The following is a 23,107-nucleotide window of genomic DNA, read 5'->3' as shown; positions in this document are numbered from 1 at the left end:
CCCCCCCCCCCCCCCCCCCCCCCCCCCCCCCCCCCCTCTCTCTTCAAATCACAGTCGGCCGTCAGTGGTTGCCGAAGTGGTCGCGGTCGCTACCCTGCGGAGCCGACTTGTGTACGTCGCGCGACGAGTTCAGCAGCTTGTAAACAGGCGAGTCGGCACCGATCGACGAGGTGCGCGTGGTGTCGACGGCCGGAGCCGGCTGATTGACGCCGCTGTTGTTGTAATTGTCGCTGCCCGCAAAAGCAGCGGTGGAAACGGCCATCAAAGCCGCCGTGGCAAGAACGATCTTCTTCATTTCAGTGCTCCTAAATCCTATGGTCCGACCGATGGGGCGGGCAAGCCCGCCGCCGGGTCGAGGTCGGCTGTTAGTTGTTGCCGAAAAGGTTGTGGTCGGCGCCCGTCGTGGCAGGCTGCTGAGTGGCCGGCGCGGACTGGCGGACCGAAGCCGTGTAGGACGAGTCGACCTTGGCCGACGCCTGATTGGCTTCGTTCGGGTTGTAATGGTCGCTACCAGCGAAGGCGCTGCCGGAAATTGCCAGAAGGGCTGCGGCAGTGAGAACAATCTTTTTCATTTTTGCTACTCCAGTATCTTTTATTCCGTCCGTCTAGCGGCGTGTCTTGGGAATGAAATCGCGTCGTTCGGACAGCGCTGATCTGGGTGACCCGACTGCCGGATTCCAATCACGAAGTTTTTTCGCCTGGACCAAGAATCCGCATCTTGAAGTTTTGATAAGCATGCCTATAACTTTATTTTTTTCCAGACTTATCAGAGGTTTAGTCTTGTTTAGCAGTTGGCTCACCAAATGTATCGGAGCGCCAACGTTCACACCGTCTTGCACGCACCGTCAACAGAAACGAACCGTTCGGTTCGATTTTAGAATCTCCTAATAGTTACTTTTGGATACCCATAACCACCCTACCCTGTTCCAAGGGGGCGAATCGACTCGCTTCAATTCGCGTTCTGGCTGATAACCGGGGGGCTTCCTGCCGGATGGGCCAGCGGCGTTGCGCTGGAAGGGGGCGGCAGTCCAAGCCTTTCTATCAAACCCCGTAGCGCTCGGTGCGGATCATCCCCGCCGCAACGCCGGCGCCGATCAGGGCATCAGCGGCGGCCGAGACGAACGCGTTCGAGCCGCAGACATAGGCGAGCCTCGGCGCCTTCGGCAGGCGCTCCACGGCCTGCGCCATCATGCGGGCGTCAACGCGCCGCGAATAGTCGGACGGCCGCCTGGCCGGTTCGCGGGTCAGCGTCAGCACCAGATCGAACCCGTCGCGACGATCGTCGAGACCGATCAGCTCGTCGCGAAAAATCACCTCGTCCCAGACTCGCGCCGAGAACACCAGCGCAACGGGCACCGCCGTGTTGCGCAGCGTGCGATGGCGCACCATCGCCATTAGCGGCACGACGCCCGAGCCGCCGCCGACCAGAAGGATCGGCCCGCCGTCGCCCTCCTCCCAGATGAAATGGCCGCCGAGCGGCCCGCGCAATTCGATTTCGTCGCCGACGGCAGCCACGTCGTGGAAGAAGGGCGAGACCTCGCCATCGTCGAGCCGCTCGATCGCGAGCTCGACGGCGCCACCTGTTTCCGGCGCCGAAGCGATGGAATAGGAACGGCGCGCCTGATAACCGTCCGGCGCCGTCAGCCTGATGTCGACATGCTGTCCGGCCAGATGGGCGAAAGGCCGCGACGGCTGGAACCAGAAGCTGGTGACGCGCGGCGTGCGCTTTTCGATGCGGCTGATTGTGGCTGCCTGCCAGGGCGATTGCGGCGACGGCTCGGCACTCATCGATTGCTGCTCACGGATGGCCCTCACGGGTCACTGGAATAGCGCTGCTCGCGCCAGGGGTCGCCATACATGTGATAGCCGCGCAGCTCCCAGAAGCCCGGTTCGTCGCGGTCGGTGAACTGCAGCCCGCTCACCCATTTGGCCGATTTCCAGAAATAGAGATGCGGCACCAGAAGCCGCGCCGGGCCGCCATGATCGGGCGGGATCGGCTTGCTCTCATAGAGCAGCGCCACCATCGCCTTGCCGGTGACGAGGTCCTTGGTCGGTACGTTGGTCGAATAGCCGTCGAAGGACAGCGCCAGCGTGTAGGCCGTCGGCGGCTCGATGCCGGCATCGGCGAGGATGTCGTCGATCAACACGCCCTGCCAGGGCGTGTTGAACTTGGTCCAGGCCGTCACGCAATGGATGTCGCGCGTCATCTTGCTTTGCGGCAAGGCGTTGAATTCGGCCCAGTTCCATTTCTTGAGCGGCTTTGGCCCCTGCTTGAGAGTGAAGGACCAGTCCTCGGTGCGCACGCGCGGCGTCGGCCCGGCGGAGAGAACCGGGAAACCCTGTTCCAGATATTGGCCGGGCGGAATGCGCGAGTCGGTGTCGGAAGGAGGACGCCGTCCGGAGAAGAAGCCACGCGTGACCATCGAGACGCCTCCTGCACCGGCCGAACGATGCGGGCAGTGTTCTCGAATATGCCTCTACGGGCAACAGGAATCTCGAGAACGCAGCCCGCCGGGAAAGCCGGCAGGCTGCGTCAGGGCTTTTGTCAGCCGGCGGCGAACGGGACCGCGACGAAGATCTGCGCGTCGCCGCGATCGATCAGCAGGAGCACCGACTTTTTGCCAGACTTGCCGGCCTCGGCGATCGCCTGGTTGGCCTGCCTGGCCGTCTTCACCGGCGTCTGGTCGACGCCGACGATGACGTCGCCGGGCTGGATGCCGGCCGCCGAGGCCGCCTTGTCCGGATTGACCCGCTCGACCACCGCGCCGCGCTGGTTCTCGGAAAGATTGAGCTGGTCGCGGATATCGGGCGTGAGGTCGGTCAGGCCGAGGCCAAGCGAGGGAACGCGCAAGCCCTGTTCGGCCGACGGGCTGCGGCCTTCATTGCCGTTCGAAGCGGTCTTCTGATCGTCCGCGTTGCGGCCGACATCGGCGGAGATCTGCATCGCCTTGCCCTTGCGCCAGATATTGACCGTTTCCTTGGCCCCCGGCGACACGTCGGCTACGGCGCGCGACAGATCCTTGGGATCCTTGATTTCCTGACCGCCGAAACCGGTGATGACGTCGCCGGTTTCAATACCGGCCTTGGCCGCCGGCGACCCGTCGGTGACCTGGGAAACCAGCGCGCCGCCCGGATGATCGAGCCCGATGGCGCTGGCGACATCCGGCGTGACCGGCTGGATCTGCACGCCGAGATAGCCATATTCGATGTCGCCGCCCTTCATCAGCTTGGCGACAACCTTCTGCGCTTGGTCCGACGGAATGGCGAAGCCGACGCCGACGCTGCCGCCATTGGGCGAGTAGATGGCGGTGTTGATGCCGACGACGTTGCCGTTGACGTCGACCAGCGGGCCGCCGGAATTGCCGTGGTTGATCGGCGCGTCGATCTGGATGAAATCGTCGAAGGGCCCGCTATGCAGGTCGCGGCCCCGCGCCGAGACGATGCCGGCGGTGACGGTGGTGCCGATGCCGAACGGATTGCCGATCGCCAGCACCTGGTCGCCGGTCATCAGCTTGTTGGAATCGCCCCATTTGACGGTCGGCAGAGGCTTGTCGGCCTTGACCTTGAGCACCGCGAGATCGTTCTTGGCGTCGTGACCGACGAGCTTGGCGGGAAGCTCGGTGCCGTCGTCGAGCGTCACCTTGATCGAGCTCGCGCCGTCGATGACGTGATTGTTGGTAACGATGGTGCCATCCGAATTGACGATGAAGCCGGAACCGAGCGCCTCGGCGCGCGGGCCCTGCTGCTGCGGCGGCGTCCGCGGCATCGGCATGCCCTGGTCGCCGAAGAATTGCTGAAAGAACTCGTCGAAAGGCGCATTGCCGCCGAAAGGCGAACCTTCGCTAGACTGCGCCTTCATGATCGAGGTGATCGTGACGACGGCCGGCTTGGTGACGGCGATGACCGGAGCGAAAGAGCCGTTCGGAGCCGTGATACCGGCGACGGGCGTCTGCGTCGTCGCGGCCACGGTGCTGACGCCGGCATTGTTCTGGGCGAAAGAGACGACAACGGGAGAAATGATCAGCGCGGCGCCCAGCAGGGCGGCGACGCGATGTCTGCGAAGAGTGCTTGATGGTGACATGGTCGGTTCTGTCCGGGCGAGTGGTTGATCCGGCATCGCGGACGCTCCCAAGGGGTCGTCCGTCGACGTGCCGAGGGCCGGATCTGCCTGTCTCGCCGTGCATGGCAGCCGGCCGTCTCGACAGACAAACATCTAGGATGCGGAATGGCCCGAATTAGGGTTTTGCGGCGACCTTACAAAGATTTAATTCAGGATGCGCTTACGAAGCGCTCCCGCCGGCGCAGATAAGAGGAGGCAATTTGGCGCAGTCTGGCGCGGTCGAAACATGGGCCGTGGCCGCCATGGCCGATGCGGATCGGCAGGTCGAGCAGGCGCTGCATGGTGCGGCAATAGGCGGCGCGGTCCGAATCCGGCAGGTCGTCGATCAGCATGCCGTCATAGACGGCGTCGCCGGAGAAGAAGAGGCCGTCGGCCTCGTCGAAAAGCCCGATCGAATCCGGCGAGTGTCCCGGCAAATGTAGCACGCGGAATTTCCGGTCGCCGAGATCGACGACTTCGCCCTCGTCGAGCGCGCGGGTCAGCGGCGCGGATGGAATCCGGTAATCGGCCGCCTTCCAGTCCGGCGCCGGCAGCTTCGAGACGGCGCCGTCGAGATTGTGGAACATATGGGCGTAGGTGACGGCATCATCCATGCCGTCGAACTGCGCCGCGCTCATCCTCGGCCCCATGCGCAGCGGGAATTCGTGAAGCGAGCCGACATGGTCGAGATGGATGTGGGTCGCGACGACGATCAGCGGCTTGCCGGGCGGCGTGTCGATCTCGGGCGCCAGCGGACAGATGCCCATGCCGGTGTCGACCAGCAGATCCGCGTCGCGGCCCTTCAGATGCCACATATTGGCGCGCACGAAATCATGCACGAAGGGCTCGGTCAGCATCGTCGTCCCGACTTCGACTTCCGCCTTGCCGAACCAGTCGCCCACCACAAGCTCGGGCATCGAGCCGCCACCCATCAGACGAAGGGCTTCCCGACCTTGTATTTTTCCGGCACCAGTCGCTTCAAATAGGCCATGCCGGCTTCCGAGAGCTGGTTGGCGTCCGGCTTCAGGAAATCGTCCGGCATGTGCCGCGTCTTGCCGGCCACCGCCTTCAGCGGCACTTTCTTCAACACCGTCTTCGACCCGTCATATTGCAGCGCGACCGAGCCGCCGCCTTCGCCGGCGACGGCAACCGCGAAGGCGCCGGCATCGAAGGCTTCCTGCGCGTCGACGGCGCTGATCGCGCCGACATAGCCGCGCGGCATGTAGCCCAGCGCGTCAACCCGCGCGCGCTTCCCCGGCAGGCCTTCGGCCAGCGCCCGTTCCAGCGCCGCCGGCAGGTCGCTGCCCGACAGTTTGACATTGCCGTGCTGGTCGCGCTCGAGCTTGTCCGGCGGCACCAGGCTTTCGACCAGCGCCTTGCCGTCGGCGGTGCTGACGCCTTCCGAGACGGCGACGATGCAGCGCTTGTGGCGATCCAGCTTTTCGCGCACTTCATCGATGAAGCGCTTCGCCGAAAAGGCACGCTCCGGCACATAGACCAGATGCGGGCCGCTGTCAGGATCGAGCTGCCAAGCGGCCGCGGCGGCGGTCAGGAAGCCGGCGTGCCGGCCCATGACGATACCGACATAGATGCCGGGCAGGGCGCGGAAATCGAGGTCGACCGAGAGGAAGGCGCCGGCGACGAATTCGGCCGCCGAGATGAAGCCCGGCGTGTGGTCGTTCTCCTCGAGATCGTTGTCGATGGTCTTGGGCGCATGCACGAAGGCGATCGAACCGCCGGCGGCATCGGTCAGGATCTGCTGCGTGCCCGAGGTGTCGTTGCCGCCGATATAGATGAAGGCGTCGGCGCCGGCCTTTTTCAGGCCGTTGAGGATGACCTCGCAATAGGCGGCGTCAGGCTTGTCGCGGGTCGAGCCAAGGGCCGCGCTCGGCGTGCCGGCGATCAGCCGCAGCCGATCCTCGGGAATGGCGGAGAGATCGACATAATTGCCGTCGCGGATGCCGCGCACGCCGTGGATCGAGCCCAGCACCTTGGCGCCTGGATGGCGCTTGCGAATTTCGAGCGTGGCGCCGACGACCGTCTGGTTGATGACGGCGGTCGGACCGCCGCCTTGCGCGATGACGAAGGTTCCAGCCATGCTTTTTCTCCCGAGGCGAAGGTTTTCACGGCACCTTCGCCTGTCTTGCGGCATCGCGCAACGGAAGAGTGGGCCGACGGAGCGATCAGACCACGACGACCGGGTTCTTCTTGGAAACGCGGCTGTAGAGGTCGATGATGTCCTGGTTGATCAAGCGCACGCAGCCCGACGACATCGCCTGGCCGATGCTCCACCATTCGGGCGAACCGTGGATGCGGTAGCCGGTGTCCTTACCGTTCTGGTAGATGTAGAGCGCCCGCGCGCCGAGCGGATTGGTGAGGCCGCCGGGCTGGCCGCCCTGCCATTTTACCAGTTCCGGCTTGCGCTGGATCATCTCCGGCGGCGGCGTCCAGACCGGCCATTCGCGGCCGTACTGGATGTTGGCGCGGCCCGACCAGCGGAAGCCGTCCTTGCCGATGCCGACGCCGTAGCGGATGGCATCGCCGCCCGGCTGGACGAGATAGAGCATGCGCTCCTCAAGATGGACGACGATGGTGCCGGGCGCCTCGCCGGTCTTGTCGACGACGATCTGGCGGCGGAACTGCGGCTTGACCTTCTGCCACGGCACGGCCGGAACCTCGAAACCACCATCGGTGAGCGAGGCATACATGACGTCGGGACCGGTGATGTTCTTGTCGACGCTGATCGCCGGGCGCATCGGCGGCACGGAACCAGTGACGGTGTTGTCGAGCTGCATTTGCGGCAGGTCGAGCGTGTCAGTGGTGCTGCAGGCGGCAAGGCCGAGCAGCGCCATGGCGCCGGCGCCCGAAAGCACGGCGCGGCGGGAAAGGAGAATTTCGGTATCGATTGCGGCGCCGTTGGAAGGCGGCGTCAGACTTTGCGGCAACTCGCGCATGCACCAAACCCTACGCTGCCGGCGGGAAGCACGGTCCGGCCGGATCGCAGGCATTTTCAGCAGTCATGGTTGAAAAAGGGTGAAACGCGGGCGTCCGGCTTAACCCTAACCAATCGTTGCGGCGATCGATCGGGCTGCGGCCCAAGCGCTGAAGATTTTCGCCGAAGATTCTTTCAGCGGCCCCTTTACATTCCCGCCGGCCCCGGGATTTATCCTGTTCTTTGCGCTCAAGGAGCAGGGAAATGTCCTTCGAAAACTGGGCCGCCTTCGCCGCCGCCTCTTCCATCCTTCTCGTCATTCCGGGCCCGACGATCCTCTTGGTCGTCTCCTATGCGCTGGGCCAGGGCTGGCGCACTGCGCTGCCGATGGCGGTGGGCGTCGCGCTCGGCGACTTCACCACAATGACGCTGTCGATGCTCGGCATCGGCGCGCTGCTCGCGGCCTCGGCCACGGTGTTCACCGTGCTCAAGGTGATCGGTGCCGGCTATCTGATCTATCTCGGCATAAAGCTGTTCCGCGCCGGCGGCGCGCTGAAGGCGGAACCCCGCACCGACGCCGTCTCGGCGGCAAGAATGATGGCCCACGCCTGGCTGGTGACGGCGCTCAACCCGAAAAGCATCACCTTCTTCGTCGCCTTCCTGCCGCAGTTCCTCGACCGGCATGCCGATTTCTGGACGCAGATGCTGGTCTTCGAGACGACCTTCCTGACGTTGGCCTTCCTCAACGCCTTCGGCTACGCGCTGATTGCATCCAGGGCCCGGGCGGTCGTGCGCAACCCGAAGGCGATCCGCATCTTCAACCGCACCGGCGGCACGCTGCTGGTCGGCGCCGGCATCGCTACCGTAGCGATGCGCTCCAGCGGCTAGGTTCGAGCCGTCGATAGCGAGGATATATGATGAAGGACGCATTCGGTCTTACCTATTCCGGTGCGACCGAAGCCGGATACTCGTCCTACGCCCGCGCCGTGCATGAGCTGCAATGCTTCATCGGCGACCCGGTGGGTTCCATCGAGTGCGCCATTGCCAATGACCCGGCCTTTGTGATGGCGCATGTCTTCAAGGGCTATCTGTTCGGCCTCGCCACCGAGCGGGATGCGACGGCGGTCGCCCGATCCAGCCATCAGGCGGCGCTGCCGCTCGCCGCCACGGCGCGCGAACAGGCGCATGTCGCGGCGCTTGGCCATCTTGCCGACGGGCGATGGCATGAAGCCGCCCGTATCCTGGAGGATATCGCGATCGACAATCCTCGCGACGCGCTGGCGCTGCAAGTCGGGCACCAGATCGATTTCTTCACCGGCAACGCGCGCATGCTGCGCGACCGCATCGGCCGGGCGCTGCCGGCGTGGCAGAAAAACATGCCGGGTTACCACGCCATTCTCGGCATGCAGGCCTTCGGGTTGGAGGAAATGGGCGATTACGCCCGCGCCGAGTCCCTGGGCCGGCAAGCCATCGAGATCGAGCCGCGCGACGGCTGGGCGCAGCATGCGGTCGCGCATGTCATGGAAATGCAAAGCCGGCAAAGGGATGGCATAGCCTGGATGCGCGCCAATCCCGACGCGTGGTCGAAGAACAGCTTCCTAAAAATCCACAATTGGTGGCACCTGGCGCTGTTCCACTATGACCTCGGCGAGACGAACGAGGTGCTCAAGCTCTATGACGGGCCGATCTATGGCGACCGCTCGACATTGGCGCTCAACATGGTCGATGCCTCGGCGATCCTGTGGCGCCTCACCCTGGGCGGCATCGATGTCGGCGACCGTTGGGCGGCACTTGCCGAAAACTGGATCCCGAAAGCCGCCGCCGGCAACTACGCCTTCAACGACGCCCATGCGATGATGGCCTTTGTCGGCGCCGGGCTGGAGGCGCCGGCTAAAACGCTTCTCGAGGCGCAGCGCCAAGCGATGCGCGGCAGCGACGACAATGCCGTCTTCACGCGCGATGTCGGCCATCCGCTGACGCTTGCGATCAAGGCCTTCGGCGAAGGCCGCTACGATGAGACCGTGCGCCTGATCCGGCCGATCCGCTCGATCGCGCACCGTTTCGGCGGCAGCCACGCGCAGCGCGACGTGATCGACCTGACCTTGATCGAGGCCGCGCTGCGCGCCGGCCATATTGCGCTGGCGCGGGCGCTGACAGCCGAGCGGCAGCTCGCCCGTCCCGACAGCCCGCTGTCGACGCTGTTCTCGCGCCGCGCCGCCGATTTGCCGGACAATTGACCCGGGGCGGATCTTGTCTTAAAAACTGGCCAAGCCAGATTTTTTCGAGACCCGAAAAAATTAATGGCAATGGGAGGAAATCATGTATCTCGGCCTGGACCTGGGCACTTCGGGCGTCAAGGCGCTGCTGATCGACGACGGCCAGAAGGTCATCGGCTCCGGCCATGGCTCGCTCGACGTCTCGCGGCCGCATCCGGGCTGGTCGGAGCAGGATCCGGCGCATTGGATCGGGGCCTGCGAGACGGCGATTGCCGAACTCAAGGCCTCGCACCCGAAGGAGCTTGCCGCGGTCAAGGGCATCGGTCTTTCCGGCCAGATGCACGGCGCCACCCTGCTCGATCAATCGGACAAGGTGCTGCGCCCCTGCATCCTGTGGAACGACACCCGCAGCCATGTCGAGGCGGCCGCGCTCGATGCCGATCCGCGCTTCCGCAAGCTCACCGGCAACATCGTTTTCCCGGGCTTCACCGCGCCGAAGCTTGCCTGGGTGAAGAACAACGAGCCGGCGATTTTTGCCAAGGTAGCGAAAGTGCTGCTGCCCAAGGATTACCTGCGGCTCTGGCTGACCGGCGAGCATATCTCCGAAATGTCGGATTCGGCCGGCACGTCCTGGCTCGATGTCGGCAAGCGGCGCTGGGCGCCCGAATTGCTGGCGGCGACATCGCTCGACGAAAAGCACATGCCGTCGCTGGTCGAGGGCACGGCGAAGGCCGGCGGCTTGCGCGGCGAGCTCGCGGCGAAGTGGGGCGTTGCGGCCGGCATCCCGATCGCCGGCGGCGCCGGCGACAACGCGGCTTCCGCCTGCGGCATGGGCACGGTCGGCGCCGGGCATGCCTTCGTGTCGCTCGGCACGTCGGGCGTGCTCTTCGCGGCGAACGCCTCCTATCTGCCCAATCCGGAAAGCGCGGTGCATACCTTCTGCCATGCGCTGCCCGCCACTTGGCACCAGATGGGCGTGATCCTGTCGGCCACCGATTCGCTCAACTGGCTTTCGGAGATCACGGGAAAGAGCGCCGGCGACCTGACCGGCGAGATCGGCGACACGCTGAAGGCGCCGACGGGTGTCACCTTCCTGCCCTATCTGTCGGGCGAGCGCACGCCGCACAATGATTCCGCCATTCGCGGCTCGTTTACCGGGCTGGCGCATCAGTCGAGCCGGGCCGTGCTGACGCAGGCCGTGCTCGAAGGCGTCGCCTTCGCCTTCCGCGACAGTCTCGAAGCGCTGAAGACAGCCGGCACGACGCTGAGCCGGGTGACCGCGATCGGCGGCGGCTCGCGCTCACGCTATTGGCTGAAGGCGATCGCCACAGCGCTGCAGGTGCCGGTCGATATTCCGGCCGACGGCGATTTCGGCGCCGCCTTCGGCGCGGCGCGGCTGGGTCTGATCGCCGCGACGGGCGCCGATCCGCTTGCGGTGTGCACGGCGCCGGCGACAGATGCGACGATCGAGCCGGACGCTGGCCTGGGCGGCGCCTTTGCGGATGCTTATCAGCGCTACCGTGCGCTCTATCCGGCGATCCGGGCCGTAGCCGCGTGAGAGGACGCGAGGCCCTCCTCTCTGCCCTGCCGGGCATCTCCCCCGCAAGGGGGGAGATTGGCAGTTGGAGCGCCCCGCTCGCTCCTGCAGCCTCACTGCGCCGGCACCTTGTCCAAAAATCCGGTGACGCTCTTCAGGCGGCCGTTCTCGATGATGCCGATATCGGTGCCTTCGATGACGGATTCCGTACCTTCGGGTCCCAGATTCCACGAGAAGCGGATCTTGTCGGCAAAGCCGTCCGGCTCGCCCTTCAGCGAGAAGCGGAAGCCGGCGAAGCGATGCTGCACGCCGTCGATCAGCGCCGCGACGCCGTCATGGCCGTCGCCCTGCATGACCGGGTCGCGATAGCTGACGTCGCTGGTGAAGGCCGCTTCGAGCAGCGCCTTGCGGCGGGCCGCATCGCTCTCGTTCCAGGCGGCGATGTAGTTGCTGGCAATCGTGTTGAGATCGGTCATTGTCATGCTCCTTCGTTGGATCGTTTCGACATGACCTTTTTCGCGCCCCGCAAGAGCGAAACCAATTACGCCTGAGGTAATCGGGCAAAGCACTCGGAGAGGAAGGAAACCATGAGCAGCGGATTTTTCGGCGATATCAAAAAGATCAAGTATGAGGGGCCGGATTCGACCAATCCGCTGGCCTACCGGTTCTACAATCCGGACGAGGTGGTGGCCGGCAAGCGGCTGGAAGACCATCTGCGCTTCGCCGTCGCCTATTGGCATTCCTTCGCATGGCCGGGCGGCGACCCCTTCGGCGGCCAGACCTTCGACCGGCCCTGGTTCGCCAAGCCGGGCGGCATCGACACGATGGAACTAGCCAAGCTCAAGGCCGATGTCGCCTTCGAAATGTTCTCGCTGCTTGGCGCGCCCTATTTCTGCTTCCACGACGCAGACGTGCGCCCGGAAGGCAAGGATTTCTCCGAAAGCGCCGCGCGCCTCGACGAGATCACCGACTATTTCGCGACCAAGATGAAAGAGACCGGCGTCAAGCTGCTCTGGGGGACGGCGAACCTTTTCTCGCATCGCCGCTTCATGGCGGGCGCGGCCACCAATCCCGATCCGGATGTGTTCGCCTATGCGGCGGCCACGGTGAAGAAATGCATCGATGTCACCAAGAAGCTGAAAGGCGAGAATTATGTGCTGTGGGGCGGGCGCGAGGGTTATGAGACGCTGCTCAACACCGACCTTGCTCGCGAGCAGGAACAGGCCGGCCGCTTCCTCAACCTCGTCGTCGATTACAAGCACAAAATAGGCTTCAAGGGCACGATCCTGATCGAGCCGAAGCCGCAGGAGCCGACCAAGCACCAGTACGACTACGACGTCGCCACCGTCTATGGTTTCCTCAAGCGTTTCGGATTGGAGAAGGAGGTCAAGCTTAACATCGAGCAGGGCCACGCCATCCTCGCTGGCCATTCCTTCGAGCACGAACTGGCCCTAGCGAATGCGCTCGGCATCTTCGGCTCGATCGACATGAACCGCAACGACTACCAGTCGGGCTGGGACACCGACCAGTTCCCCAACAACGTTCCGGAAATGGCCTTGGCCTATTACCAGATCCTGCAAGGCGGGGGCTTCAAGACCGGCGGCACCAATTTCGACGCAAAGCTCCGGCGTCAGTCCCTCGACCCGGACGATCTCCTGATCGGCCATATCGGCGGCATGGATGCCTGCGCGCGCGGCCTCAAGGCGGCGGCCAAGATGATCGAGGACAAAGCGCTATCCGGCCCGCTCGCGGAACGCTATGCCGGCTGGAACACGGCCGAAGGCAAGGCGATGCTGTCGGGCAAGCGCACGCTGGAGGAGATCGCCGAACGCGTGGTGAAGGAGAAGATCGAGCCGCAGCCGCGCTCCGGCCGGCAGGAGCTGCTCGAAAACATCGTCAACCGCTACGTCTGACTGCGCAGCGGCTGCCCGACCGCAGCGGCTGCCGTTAAATTCGCCTTCGCGCGGGGCAGGACTTCACGACAAGGTCTTGCCCCGAACCGCCCCTCAATCGCCCCATCCTTGCCTTCAAACAGCCGTCACGGAACTCGTATAAACGTGACTCCTGTGGCGGGAAGGAAAGAAGGAGGCGAAACGTATGCAGCACGAACGCGAAATCGACGCCCTGCTCTCTCCCAGCGAGGCTGGTTCGATCATCGATCGGCTGATGGCGCTGCCGCATTCGAAAGACGGCGCCCGCAAGCCAAATGAATGGGATCGCGCGGTCGCCGCGCGGCTCGAAACGGCGCTGGCCAGGAGCATGCGCTCGCGCATCGTCGGTGAAGGCCGCGACGCCGCCTGATTCTTCCATGGCCTGATTCTTCCTTAATTTGACGAACGGAGACTGTTTCTCCATCCTGCATCGATGATACGCGCGGTGCTGCTCGATCTTCTGGGTGTTGTCTACGATGGCGACGTCCAGATAGCAGGCGCCGCGGCAGCCATGGAGCGGCTGCGCGGCACCGGTCTGCCGCTCCGTTTCGTCAGCAACACGACACGTTCGTCGCGCGACGCAATCATCGCCCAGCTTGCCGGGCTGGGCATCGAGATAGATGACGAGGAATTGCAGACGCCGGCGCGCGCAGCCGTCGAATGGCTCCGCAAACATGGCCGCCGGCCGCATCTGCTCGTCCATCCCGACCTCGAGGTCGAGTTTTCCGGAGCGGAAGGCGGAAGCGATAAAGCCGTCGTCGTCGGCGATGCCGGCGAGGCTTTCGATTATGCACGCCTCAACCGAGCGTTCCGCGAACTGATCGCCGGCGCCGATTTTCTGGCTTTGGCCACCAATCGCACCTTCAAGGATGTTGACGGACTGCTCAGCCTCGACACCGGCGCCTTCGTCGCGGCGCTCGAATTCGCCAGCGGCCGCAGCCCGGTCGTGCTCGGCAAGCCGTCGCCTGAATTCTTCCACTCGGCGCTTGCCGGTTTGAGTTGCCCGCCGGCCGATGCGGTCATGGTCGGCGACGATGCGGAGAGCGATGTTGCCGGTGCTTTGCGCGCCGGGCTCGGCGCGGCGCTGCTCGTGCGGACCGGCAAGTACCGTCCTGGCGACGAAACGCGCTTCGACCCGGCGCCTACAGCTGTGGTCGACGATCTGGCGGCAGCGACCGATTGGATAATCAGCCGCGCCGCAGCCTGACCGGCGCCTCGCCGAACGCCCTGGAGAACGCCCTGGAAAAGGCCGCGGCGGACGAAAAGCCTGTGCGTCCGGCAATATCGGCCATGGCGATGCGCGTGTCGACCACCAAGCGGCGGGCGGCGCTGAGGCGCAGCCTCAGATAGTAGGCGCCGGGCGTCTCGCCGATCGATCTGCGAAAAATGCCTTCCAGCGTCCGTGCCGTGACGCCGGCGCGTTTTGCCACCGCATCGATGGTGAGCGGCTGGTCGACATGCGATTCCATCAGGCGGATCGCCTGGGCGAGCCTGGGGTCGTAGCCGTCGAGCCGGCCGAGCGAGACCAGCGGCTGCGCATCCGTCGCGGCGCGGGCCTGGTCGTAGATGAAGACGCTCGCCACATCGAGCGCCACGGCCATGCCGAGCCTTGTGCGGACGAGATGCAGCATCAGGTCGAAGGTTGGCGAGGCGCCGCCAGAGGTGAAGACCGGACCGTCGATGACATAGCGGTCCGGCCGAACGTCGACGCCCGGGAATGCGGCGGAAAAATCCTCCATGTCCTCCCAATGCGTGGTGGCGCTGCGGCCCTCGAGCAGGCCGGCGCGCGCCACCAGCCAGGTGCCGGCCTCGACGCCGCCGCAGGCGCGGGCCGCACGCGCCGCCCTGCGCAAGCCGGCAAGCAATGCCGACGTGGCGTAGTTCTGCGTGCCGAAGCCGGCGACGACGACCAGCATGTCGGTCGGCTCGGCCGCGTCGAAGCGGCCGCTGACGGACACGGGAAGGCCGCAAGTCGTGACCGGCGCCTCGCCGGTAACCGAGACCAGCTTGAAATCGAACAGCGTCTCGCCCGAGACGCGGTTTGCGGCGCGCAACGGATCGACCGCCGAAGCCACGCACATGATCGACGAGCCCGAGAACACCAGGAACGTAACCTTCAGCGTTTCGCGCTCGGCACGAAAGATGGTCGGCTTTTCGCTTTTTATCATGAGAGCTTCGTAAAACGCAAAACAGTTTCCGGCAAGTCGGTCATTCTTGGCTAGCTTCGGCGCATGGTTGTCATAGCAAAGCCGGTTTCCAGCTTTTTGCTCGACATGGATGGCCGATCGAATCTGGGAGGAAAGACGATGCCGCTCGCGATGAACCGTGAGGTCTTCATTACTTGTGCCGTGACCGGTTCCGGCGGCACGCAGGACCGCAGCCCACACGTGCCGCGCTCGCCCAAGCAGATCGCCGATTCGGCGATCGATGCGGCCAAGGCGGGCGCCGCGATCGTCCACTGCCATGTGCGCGACCCCGAGACCGGCAAGCCCAGGCGCGACGTGCATCTCTACCGCGAAGTGACCGAGCGCATCCGCGAGGCGAATGTGGACGTGGTGCTGAATCTCACCGCCGGCATGGGCGGCGACATGGTGTTCGGCCCGCCGGAAAGCCCGCTGCCGCTCAGCGAGAAAGGCACCGACATGGGCGGCGCGTCGAACCGCATGGAGCATGTCCGCCAGTGCCTGCCGGAGATCTGCACGCTGGATTGCGGCACGATGAACTTCGCCGAGGCCGATTATGTGATGACCAACACGCCGGGCATGCTGCGCGCCATGGGCGGCATGATGACGGCACTGGGGGTCAAGCCGGAGATCGAGGCCTTCGATACCGGCCATCTGTGGTTCGCCAAGCAGCTGGTCGAGGAGAAGGTGCTCAACCCGGACGCGCTGGTGCAGCTCTGCATGGGCGTGCCGTGGGGCGCGCCGGACGACCTCAACACCTTCATGGCGATGGTCAACAACGTGCCCTCGACCTGGAACTGGTCGGCCTTCTCGATCGGCCGCAACCAGATGGCCTATGCGGCGGCCGCCGTGCTTGCCGGCGGCAATGTCCGCGTCGGCCTCGAGGACAATCTCTGGCTCGACAAGGGCGTGCTGGCCACCAACGCACAGCTGGTCGAACGCGCCGTGAGCATCGTCACCAATCTCGGCGCGCGCGTGCTCGGGCCTGAGGAAGTGCGCAAGAAGCTCAATCTGACCAAGCGGGCGCCGATCACAGCCGCGGCATAAGGCGGGGAGCGGGCATCATGGCTACCGTCAAATTCACCGCGATGAAGGACGGCGACAAGGAAGACTACGAATTCCTGACCGCCCATGAGATCGACTATGCCGCCAAGACGGGCGACCGGCTGCTCGACGCGCTCGTGCAGTTGGACGAAGGGCTTTCCGGCTACAAGATCACCCGGCTCGACCATTCCCTGCAGGCGGCGACGCGCGCCTGGAAGGATGGCGCCGACACCGACTGGATCGTCTCGGCGCTGCTGCATGACATCGGCGATATCTACGCGCCCTACAATCACGATGAGTATGCCGCGACGATCCTGAAGCCTTTTGTGCGCGAGCAATGCACCTGGGTGGTGGAGAAGCACGGCGACTTCCAGCGCCTCTATTACGCTCATCACCTGGGCGGCAACCGGCATGCCCGCGACCGCTTCGCCGGCCATCCCTATTTCGACGATTGCGACCAGTTCTGCGAGCGCTGGGACCAGTCGAGCTTCGATCCCGACTACGAGACGCTGCCGGTCGAGTTCTTCCGGCCCTTCGTGCTCGAAGTGTTTGCCCGCAAGGCCTACGATCCGGCGGTGATCCGCGCCGGCGAGCGCGTCGCCCTCACCAATCCCGATATAGCCAAGACGAGAACCGGAGCCTGACCATGAGCATCATCAACAAGGCGGCCGCCATCGGCGGCGGCGTCATCGGCGCCGGCTGGGTGGCGCGGCTGCTGCTCAACGGCATAGATGTGTCGATCTTCGATCCGGATCCGGAAGCGTCGCGCAAGGTCGGCGAAGTGATGAAGGGCGCACGCCGCGCCTATAAGCAGATGCTGCCGGACGGCCTGCCCAAGGAAGGCAAGCTGACCTTTGCCAAGACCATCGCCGAGGCGGTCGCTGACGCCGATTTCATCCAGGAAAGCGTGCCGGAGCGGCTCGACCTCAAGCACAAGGTGCTGGCCGAGATCGACCAGCATGCGCCGGCCAACGCCATCGTCGGCTCGTCCACCTCCGGCATCAAGCCGACCGACATGCAGGTGGCGATGAAGAAGCATCCGGAGCGGCTGGTCGTCGGCCATCCGTTCAACCCCGTTTATCTTCTGCCGCTGGTCGAGATCGTCGGCGGCGAACAGACCTTCCCCGAGGCGATCGAGGTCGCCAAGGAGCTCTACGCCTCGATCGGCATGAAGCCGGTGGTGGTGCGCAAGGAGATCGAGGCCTTTGTCGGCGACCGCCTGCTCGAAGCCGCCTGGCGCGAGGCGCTGTGGCTGGTCAAGGACGGCATCTGCACCGTCGAGGAGCTCGACGACATCATGCGCTATTCCTTCGGCCTGCGTTGGGCGCAGATGGGCATGTTCCAGGTCTATCGCGTCGCCGGCGGCGAGGCCGGCATGCGCCACTTCATGGCGCAGTTCGGACCGTGTCTGAAATGGCCATGGACCAAGCTGATGGACGTGCCGGAGTTCAACGACGAACTGGTCGACCTGATCGCCACGCAGTCGGACGAGCAGGCGCATGGCCTCTCGATCCGCGAGCTGGAGCGCATCCGCGACGACAATCTGGTCGCGATCATGGAAGCGCTATCGAAGCAGAACAAGGGCAAGGGCTGGGGCGCCGGCGCGCTGCACAAGGACTACACCAGGCAGCTCGCCAAGCTGGCGGCAAGGAAGAGCCCGGCCAAGCCTGTCGCAAAGGCCAAGGCGACCAAGCCGGCGAAGAAGGCCGAGAAGCCGGCAAAGGCTGAAAAGCCGATAAAAGCCGGGAAGCCCGCCAAGGCCGATAAGGCAAAGAAGAGCAAGAAGAAGGGGTGAGGCGATGCATTTCGGTCTTTCGGAAGAACAGAAGCTCATCGTCGACACAACGCGCGCCTTCGTCGAGAACGAGCTTTACCCGCATGAGCGCGAGGTGGAGCGCACCGGCGTGCTGCGCCGCGAGCTGATCGACGAATTGAAGGCCAAGGCGATCGAGGCCGGGCTTTACGCGGCCAACATGCCGGCCGATGTCGGCGGCGCCGGCCTCGATACGGTGAGCTGGCTGCTCTACGAGAAGGAGCTCGGCCGCGCCAATTACGCGCTGCATTGGACCTGCGTGGCGCGCCCGTCCAACATCCTGCTCGCCGGCACGCCGGAGCAGCGCGAGAAATACCTCTTCCCTTGCATTCGCGGCGAGAAGTGGGACTGCCTGGCGATGACCGAGCCGGGCGCAGGCTCCGACCTGCGCGGCATGAAGGCCACCGCCATGCAGGACGGCTCTGACTGGGTGCTCAACGGCACCAAGCATTTCATCAGCCACGCCGACATCGCCGACTTCGCCATCGTCTTCATGGCCTCGGGCGAAGAGGATTCACCGCGTGGCAAACGCAAGAAGATCACCGCGTTCTTCGTCGACAAGGGCACCAAGGGCTTCACGGTGCGCGACGGCTACCGCAATGTCTCGCATCGCGGCTATACCAACTCGATCCTGGAGTTCGACGACTGCCGGCTGCCGGCAAGTCAGATTCTAGGCGAAGTGCACAAGGGCTTCGAAGTTGCAAACTCTTGGCTCGGCGCCACGCGGCTCCAGGTCGGCGCCACCTGCCTCGGCCGCGCCGAGCGCGCGCTGTCGCATGCCATCGAATATGCCGCGCAGCGCCAGCAGTTCGGCCAGCAGATCGGCAAGTTCCAGGGCATCTCCTTCAAGCTCGCCGACATGGCGACGGAACTGAAAGCCGCCGACCTGATGGTCTTCGAAGCCGGCTGGAAGTACGATCAGGGCACCGTCACCGACCAGGACATGGCCATGGCCAAGCTCAAGGCCACCGAAATGCTGGCCTATGTCGCCGACGAAGCCATCCAGATCCATGGCGGCATGGGGCTGATGGACGACCTGCCGCTGGAGCGCATCTGGCGCGACGCCCGTGTCGAGCGCATCTGGGAAGGGACCTCGGAGATTCAGCGACATATTATTTCGCGGGCGCTGCTGCGTCCGTTCGGAGCTTAGAGCATGATATGCCAAGGCCGGAATCCGGCCTTGGACAAGATCGCGCTCAAACGAAAAGATGGCCATGCATAAACTCGAACGTCTCCTGCGCCCGAAATCGATCGCCGTGTTCGGCGGGGCGCAGGCCGCCGCCGTCGTGGCGCAGTCGATCAAGATGGGCTTTGCCGGCGAAATCTGGCCGGTGCACCCGACCAAGGACGAGGTCGCCGGCCGCAAGGCCTACCGCTCGGTCGCCGACCTGCCCGGAGCGCCGGACGCCGCCTTTGTCGGCGTCAACCGGCATCTCACCATCGAGGTGATCAAGGCGCTGGCCGAGCGCGGCGCCGGCGGCGCCGTCTGCTTCGCCGCCGGCTTCCTCGAGACCGAAGCCTATGACGAGGACGGCGAGCGACTGCAGGCGGAGCTCGTCGCCGCCGCCGGCAATATGCCGATCATCGGCCCGAACTGCTACGGCCTGATCAACTATGCCGATGGCGCGTTGCTGTGGCCCGACCAGCATGGCGGCATCCGCCTGGCTGAGGGCGGCAAGGGCGTGGCCATCATCACCCAGTCGTCCAACATCGCCATCAACATGACGATGCAGAAGCGCGGCCTGCCGATCGCCTTCCTGATGACGGCGGGCAACCAGGCGCAGACCGGCCTTTCGGAAATGGCATTGGGCCTGATCGAGGACGAACGCGTCACCTCGCTCGGCCTGCATATCGAAGCCTTCGACTCAGTCGCCGGCTTCGAGAAGCTGGCGGCACGGGCGCGCGAATTGAAGAAGCCGATCATCGCCATGAAGGTCGGGCGGTCCGAACAGGCGCGGCAGGCGACGGTCTCGCACACCGCTTCGCTGGCCGGCTCCGACGCCGCCTCCGGCGCTTTCCTGAAGCGGCTTGGCATTGCGCGCGTCGATTCCATTCCGGCCTTCATCGAGGCGCTGAAGCTGCTGCACATTACCGGGCCTCTCCCCGGCTACAGGCTGTCGTCGATGAGCTGCTCCGGCGGCGAGGCTTCGGTGATGGCCGACAGCGCCGAGGGGCGCTGGGTGCATTTCCCCGCACTGACGGCCGAGCATCGCGCGCATGTCAAATCGACGCTCGGCCCGCTGGTCGCTGTCGCCAATCCGCTCGACTACCACACCTTCATCTGGAACAACGAGCCGGCTATGACCGCCACCTTCACCGCGATGGTGTCGGGCGGCTTCGATCTCAACATGCTGGTGCTCGACTTCCCGCGCCCGGACCGCTGCTCGGACGTGGACTGGTGGGCGACGCTGCGTGCCTTCGAGGCGGCGCTGAAGACCAACAAGGCGCAAGGCGCGATCGTCTCCTCGCTGCCGGAGAACCTGCCTGAGGAATACACCGCCGGCCTGATGGCGCGCGGCATGGTGCCGTTGTTCGGCATCTCCGAAGCCATGGATGCCGCCCAGGCCGCCGCCTTCATCGGCTGGGCGTGGCGCGAGCCGCAGGCGCAGCCGGTCGATACAACGGCCGCCGGCGCGGCCGAAGCCAAGCGCGTCACGCCGGACGAGGCCGAAGCCAAGGAAAGGCTGATCAAGGCCGGCCTGCCGGTGCCGAAGGGCGAACGTGCTTCCAATGCGGTCGAGGCGGTGATCTCGTCCATGACGCTGGGCTTTCCGGTGGCGCTCAAGGCGCTCGGCGTGACGCACAAATCGGAAGTCGGCGCCGTCAGGCTGAACCTCAAGGATGCCGAATCCGTCAGCGCCGCCGCGCATGACCTTCTGCCGCTCGGCACGGGACTCTATGCCGAGCGCATGGTGCGCGACGGCGTCGCCGAACTGATCGTCGGCTTCACCCGCGACCCGATGTTCGGCGTGGTGATGACGCTCGGCACCGGCGGCGTGCTGGTCGAGCTGCTGCGCGACAGCGTCACCCTGATGCTGCCGGCGACGCGTGACGACATCGAGGCGGCATTGCGTGGGCTCAAGCTCTATCCTCTCCTCGAAGGTTATCGCGGCCGGCCGAAGGCCGACGTCAACGCCGCCATCGACGCCATCGCCGGCATCGCCGACTTCGTGCAGAAGAACGAAGGCGAGATCGAAGAACTCGACATCAACCCGCTGATCGTCTGCGCCGAAGGCAAGGGCGCATGGATCGCGGACGCCCTGCTCGTGCTTGGAGAGAAGAAGAATGGCTGACGTCATCACCACCCGCCGCGAAGGCGCGATCCTCGAGGTCACGCTCGACCGGCCGAAGGCCAATGCGATCGACCTCAAGACATCGCGACTAATGGGCGAGACCTTCAAGGCGTTCCGCGACGATCCGGAATTGCGCGTCGCCATCGTCAAGACGGCCGGCGACAAGTTCTTCAGCGCCGGCTGGGACCTGAAGGCGGCCGCCGCCGGCGATGCGGTCGACGGCGACTATGGGGTCGGCGGCTTTGGCGGGCTGCAGGAGTTGCGCGATCTCAACAAGCCGGTGATCGCCTGCGTCAACGGCATGGCGGTGGGCGGCGGCTTCGAGCTGGCGCTATCCTGCGACCTCATCTATGCCTCGGACCATTCCTCCTTCGCGCTGCCCGAGATCCGCGCCGGCACTTTGGCCGACGCGGCGACGATCAAGCTGCCGAAGCGCATTCCCTACCACATCGCCATGGACCTCCTGTTCACCGGCCGCTGGATGGACGTGGCGGAAGCGCATCGCTGGGGCCTGGTCAACGAGGTGCTGCCCAAGGAAAAGCTCGAGGAGCGCGTCTGGGAGATCGCGAGGCTTTTGGCCAGCGGCCCGCCGCTGGTCTTCGCCTCGATCAAGGAGACGGCGCGAGTTGCCGAGGCGCTGACCTTCCAGGACGCCATGAACAAGGTGACGCGCCGGCAGCTGCCGACGGTCGACAAGCTCTACGGGTCGGAAGACAATATGGAAGGGTTCCGCGCGTTCGCGGAGAAGCGCGACCCGGTGTGGAAGGGACGATAACGCTGCCTTACCCTCGCCTCGATGGGGAGGGTCGGACCGAAGGTCCGGGGGGCGGGGTGAAGCGCCGCCACCCCCACCCGCCGCTTCGCGGCGACCTCCTCCATCGAGGGGGAGGTAAGGAGTGTCTATGACCGACTACAAAACCCTCATCGACGCCGAGACCTGGGCCTTCATCGAGAAAACCAACTCCTACTACCCGCCCGATACGATCGACTACACGATCGAAGAGCAGCGGGCGATCTACGACCGGATGTGCCGTGAGTTCTTTGCCGGCTATCCGCAAGGGGTGACGGCGGAGACGATGGCCGTTGCCGCGCCCACCAATAAGATCTCGATCCGCATCTACCGCAATGCGGCGCCGAACAAGACCGCGATGGTGCTCTATATCCATGGTGGCGGCTTCATTCTTGGCGGGCTGGACAGCCATGACGATGTCTGCGCCGAGCTTTGCGCCCGCACCGGCTTCGATGTGGTCTCGCTCGACTACCGGCTGGCACCCGAGCATCTGCATCCGGCCGCTTTCGACGACGCCATGGACGCCTTCGAATGGTCCGCCAGGACCTATGACTGCCCGGTGCTGCTCTGCGGCGACAGCGCCGGCGGCAATCTCTGCGCGGCCGTCGCGCATGCGACCCGCGGCCATAGGAAAAAGCCGGCCGGCCAGGTGCTGATCTATCCCGGCCTTGGCGGCGACCATTCGCGCGGCTCCTATGTGACCCATGCCGAGGCGCCGATGCTGACCGTGCGCGACCTCGACTTCTACAAGCATATCCGCACCGGCGGCGCCGACCTGACCGGCGACATCACGCTCTACCCGCTCGCCGATGCCGATTTCGCAAACTTGCCGCCAACGGTGCTGATCACCGCGGAATGCGATCCGCTGTCCTCCGACGGCGAAGCCTATCGCGACCGTGTCGTCGCGGCCGGCGGACGCGCCACCTGGTTCGAGGAGCCAGGGCTGGTGCATGGTTACCTCAGGGCCCGGCACATGGTCGGCCGTGCACGGACGAGCTTCACCCGCATCGTCGAGGCGGTTTCGGCGCTCGGCCGGGGCGACTGGATCTGGTGACAATCGAGGGCGCTTTCCGCTCCGCTATCTTCCCGTGAACCTTTTCCCGCCAGCCAGCGACTGACGGTCAGGCGCCGCTATGGTGCGGCCCGGAAAGGAAAGCCGCCATGATCAGGAACCCAGAGACTTCGCGGTCTCCGGGAGCAACGGGAGTCCAGCGCGATCACCGCCTTCGGGAAGGGGCCGACGCGCTGGGCTTCCGGCTGATTTCGTTG

General features: G+C 65.0%; 23 protein-coding genes. 13 read left to right on the top strand and 10 right to left on the bottom strand.

All coding sequences use genetic code 11. The features are described 5' to 3' along the window. Window positions 1-61: 61 nt before the first annotated feature. The 8 genes from P9273_RS00200 to P9273_RS00165 form a co-directional block, all read right to left on the bottom strand. Window positions 62-295, bottom strand: a complete 234-nt coding sequence (locus tag P9273_RS00200) for a DUF680 domain-containing protein (protein ID WP_278047107.1) — start codon at window positions 293-295, stop codon at window positions 62-64. A gap of 70 nt (window positions 296-365) precedes the next feature. Continuing rightward, the gene (locus P9273_RS00195) at window positions 366-572 is read right to left on the bottom strand and encodes a DUF680 domain-containing protein (protein WP_041000325.1); all 207 of its coding nucleotides are present in this window, start codon (window positions 570-572) and stop codon (window positions 366-368) included. A gap of 469 nt (window positions 573-1,041) precedes the next feature. Next, window positions 1,042-1,788: a ferredoxin reductase gene (locus tag P9273_RS00190; protein WP_278047106.1), complete on the bottom strand. Its 747-nt coding sequence runs from the start codon at window positions 1,786-1,788 to the stop codon at window positions 1,042-1,044. 23 nt (window positions 1,789-1,811) lie between these two features. Then, window positions 1,812-2,423 carry a sulfite oxidase-like oxidoreductase gene (locus tag P9273_RS00185; RefSeq protein WP_278047105.1) on the bottom strand — a complete coding sequence of 204 codons (612 nt, stop codon included), beginning with the start codon at window positions 2,421-2,423 and terminating at the stop codon, window positions 1,812-1,814. A gap of 122 nt (window positions 2,424-2,545) precedes the next feature. Continuing rightward, window positions 2,546-4,081 (bottom strand): DegQ family serine endoprotease, encoded by a 1,536-nt coding sequence (locus P9273_RS00180; RefSeq protein ID WP_278047104.1) that lies wholly within the window; start codon window positions 4,079-4,081, stop codon window positions 2,546-2,548. Between the two features lie 188 nt (window positions 4,082-4,269). Then, window positions 4,270-5,016, bottom strand: coding sequence for an MBL fold metallo-hydrolase (locus tag P9273_RS00175; protein ID WP_442920182.1), 747 nt, complete (start codon window positions 5,014-5,016; stop codon window positions 4,270-4,272). Between the two features lie 14 nt (window positions 5,017-5,030). After that, on the bottom strand, window positions 5,031-6,197 hold the full coding sequence (locus P9273_RS00170; RefSeq protein ID WP_041000333.1) for a diphosphate--fructose-6-phosphate 1-phosphotransferase: 1,167 nt from the start codon (window positions 6,195-6,197) through the stop codon (window positions 5,031-5,033). Window positions 6,198-6,282: 85 nt separating this feature from the next. Beyond that, window positions 6,283-6,951 (bottom strand): L,D-transpeptidase, encoded by a 669-nt coding sequence (locus P9273_RS00165; RefSeq protein ID WP_442920181.1) that lies wholly within the window; start codon window positions 6,949-6,951, stop codon window positions 6,283-6,285. Between the two features lie 344 nt (window positions 6,952-7,295). Between P9273_RS00165 and P9273_RS00160 the strand changes: the two genes are divergently transcribed. From P9273_RS00160 to xylB, 3 genes are all read left to right on the top strand, one after another. Next, a complete protein-coding gene (locus P9273_RS00160) occupies window positions 7,296-7,919 on the top strand; it encodes a LysE family translocator (protein WP_278047102.1) in 624 nt (207 codons plus the stop codon). Between the two features lie 29 nt (window positions 7,920-7,948). Continuing rightward, complete coding sequence (locus P9273_RS00155) at window positions 7,949-9,268, top strand: tetratricopeptide repeat protein (protein ID WP_278047101.1); 1,320 nt, start codon at window positions 7,949-7,951, stop codon at window positions 9,266-9,268. Window positions 9,269-9,350: 82 nt separating this feature from the next. Beyond that, on the top strand, window positions 9,351-10,805 hold the full coding sequence (gene xylB, locus P9273_RS00150) for a xylulokinase (protein ID WP_278047100.1): 1,455 nt from the start codon (window positions 9,351-9,353) through the stop codon (window positions 10,803-10,805). A 92-nt stretch (window positions 10,806-10,897) separates the two neighbouring features. Here xylB and P9273_RS00145 read toward each other — a convergent pair whose 3' ends face one another. Beyond that, window positions 10,898-11,260: a nuclear transport factor 2 family protein gene (locus tag P9273_RS00145; protein WP_278047099.1), complete on the bottom strand. Its 363-nt coding sequence runs from the start codon at window positions 11,258-11,260 to the stop codon at window positions 10,898-10,900. Window positions 11,261-11,371: 111 nt separating this feature from the next. Between P9273_RS00145 and xylA the strand changes: the two genes are divergently transcribed. From xylA to P9273_RS00130, 3 genes are all read left to right on the top strand, one after another. Next, a complete protein-coding gene (gene xylA, locus P9273_RS00140) occupies window positions 11,372-12,697 on the top strand; it encodes a xylose isomerase (RefSeq protein ID WP_041000345.1) in 1,326 nt (441 codons plus the stop codon). Between the two features lie 184 nt (window positions 12,698-12,881). Further along, window positions 12,882-13,085 (top strand): hypothetical protein, encoded by a 204-nt coding sequence (locus P9273_RS00135; RefSeq protein WP_041000347.1) that lies wholly within the window; start codon window positions 12,882-12,884, stop codon window positions 13,083-13,085. A 75-nt stretch (window positions 13,086-13,160) separates the two neighbouring features. Further along, entirely contained in the window at window positions 13,161-13,922 is a 762-nt protein-coding gene (locus tag P9273_RS00130) for a TIGR01458 family HAD-type hydrolase (RefSeq protein WP_336619352.1), read from the top strand. Here the strand turns inward: P9273_RS00130 and P9273_RS00125 are convergent. Next, complete coding sequence (locus P9273_RS00125; RefSeq protein WP_041000351.1) at window positions 13,903-14,883, bottom strand: GlxA family transcriptional regulator; 981 nt, start codon at window positions 14,881-14,883, stop codon at window positions 13,903-13,905. The genes P9273_RS00130 and P9273_RS00125 overlap by 20 nt on opposite strands. Window positions 14,884-15,021: 138 nt before the next feature. On the opposite strand from P9273_RS00125, the gene P9273_RS00120 reads away from it, so the two are divergent. The 7 genes from P9273_RS00120 to P9273_RS00090 all read left to right on the top strand — a co-directional run bounded on the left by P9273_RS00120 (window position 15,022) and on the right by P9273_RS00090 (window position 22,892). Then, window positions 15,022-15,945, top strand: coding sequence for a 3-keto-5-aminohexanoate cleavage protein (locus P9273_RS00120; RefSeq protein ID WP_278047097.1), 924 nt, complete (start codon window positions 15,022-15,024; stop codon window positions 15,943-15,945). A gap of 17 nt (window positions 15,946-15,962) precedes the next feature. After that, the gene (locus P9273_RS00115; protein WP_278047096.1) at window positions 15,963-16,586 is read left to right on the top strand and encodes an HD domain-containing protein; all 624 of its coding nucleotides are present in this window, start codon (window positions 15,963-15,965) and stop codon (window positions 16,584-16,586) included. A gap of 2 nt (window positions 16,587-16,588) precedes the next feature. Further along, on the top strand, window positions 16,589-17,737 hold the full coding sequence (locus P9273_RS00110) for a carnitine 3-dehydrogenase (RefSeq protein WP_278047095.1): 1,149 nt from the start codon (window positions 16,589-16,591) through the stop codon (window positions 17,735-17,737). A 4-nt stretch (window positions 17,738-17,741) separates the two neighbouring features. Then, complete coding sequence (locus P9273_RS00105) at window positions 17,742-18,905, top strand: acyl-CoA dehydrogenase family protein (protein ID WP_278047094.1); 1,164 nt, start codon at window positions 17,742-17,744, stop codon at window positions 18,903-18,905. A gap of 64 nt (window positions 18,906-18,969) precedes the next feature. After that, window positions 18,970-21,048 carry an acetate--CoA ligase family protein gene (locus P9273_RS00100; protein WP_278047093.1) on the top strand — a complete coding sequence of 693 codons (2,079 nt, stop codon included), beginning with the start codon at window positions 18,970-18,972 and terminating at the stop codon, window positions 21,046-21,048. Further along, window positions 21,041-21,823, top strand: coding sequence for a carnitinyl-CoA dehydratase (locus P9273_RS00095; protein WP_041000356.1), 783 nt, complete (start codon window positions 21,041-21,043; stop codon window positions 21,821-21,823). Before P9273_RS00100 ends, P9273_RS00095 begins: the two co-directional genes overlap by 8 nt. A gap of 127 nt (window positions 21,824-21,950) precedes the next feature. Then, entirely contained in the window at window positions 21,951-22,892 is a 942-nt protein-coding gene (locus P9273_RS00090; RefSeq protein ID WP_278047092.1) for an alpha/beta hydrolase, read from the top strand. The last annotated feature ends 215 nt before the right edge of the window (window positions 22,893-23,107 follow it).

It is taken from the genome of Mesorhizobium sp. WSM4935 (assembly GCF_029625735.1).
Taxonomy (GTDB): domain Bacteria; phylum Pseudomonadota; class Alphaproteobacteria; order Rhizobiales; family Rhizobiaceae; genus Mesorhizobium.
The sequence above is the reverse complement of the archived record's forward strand: the minus strand, read 5'-3'. Positions and strand labels throughout refer to the sequence as shown.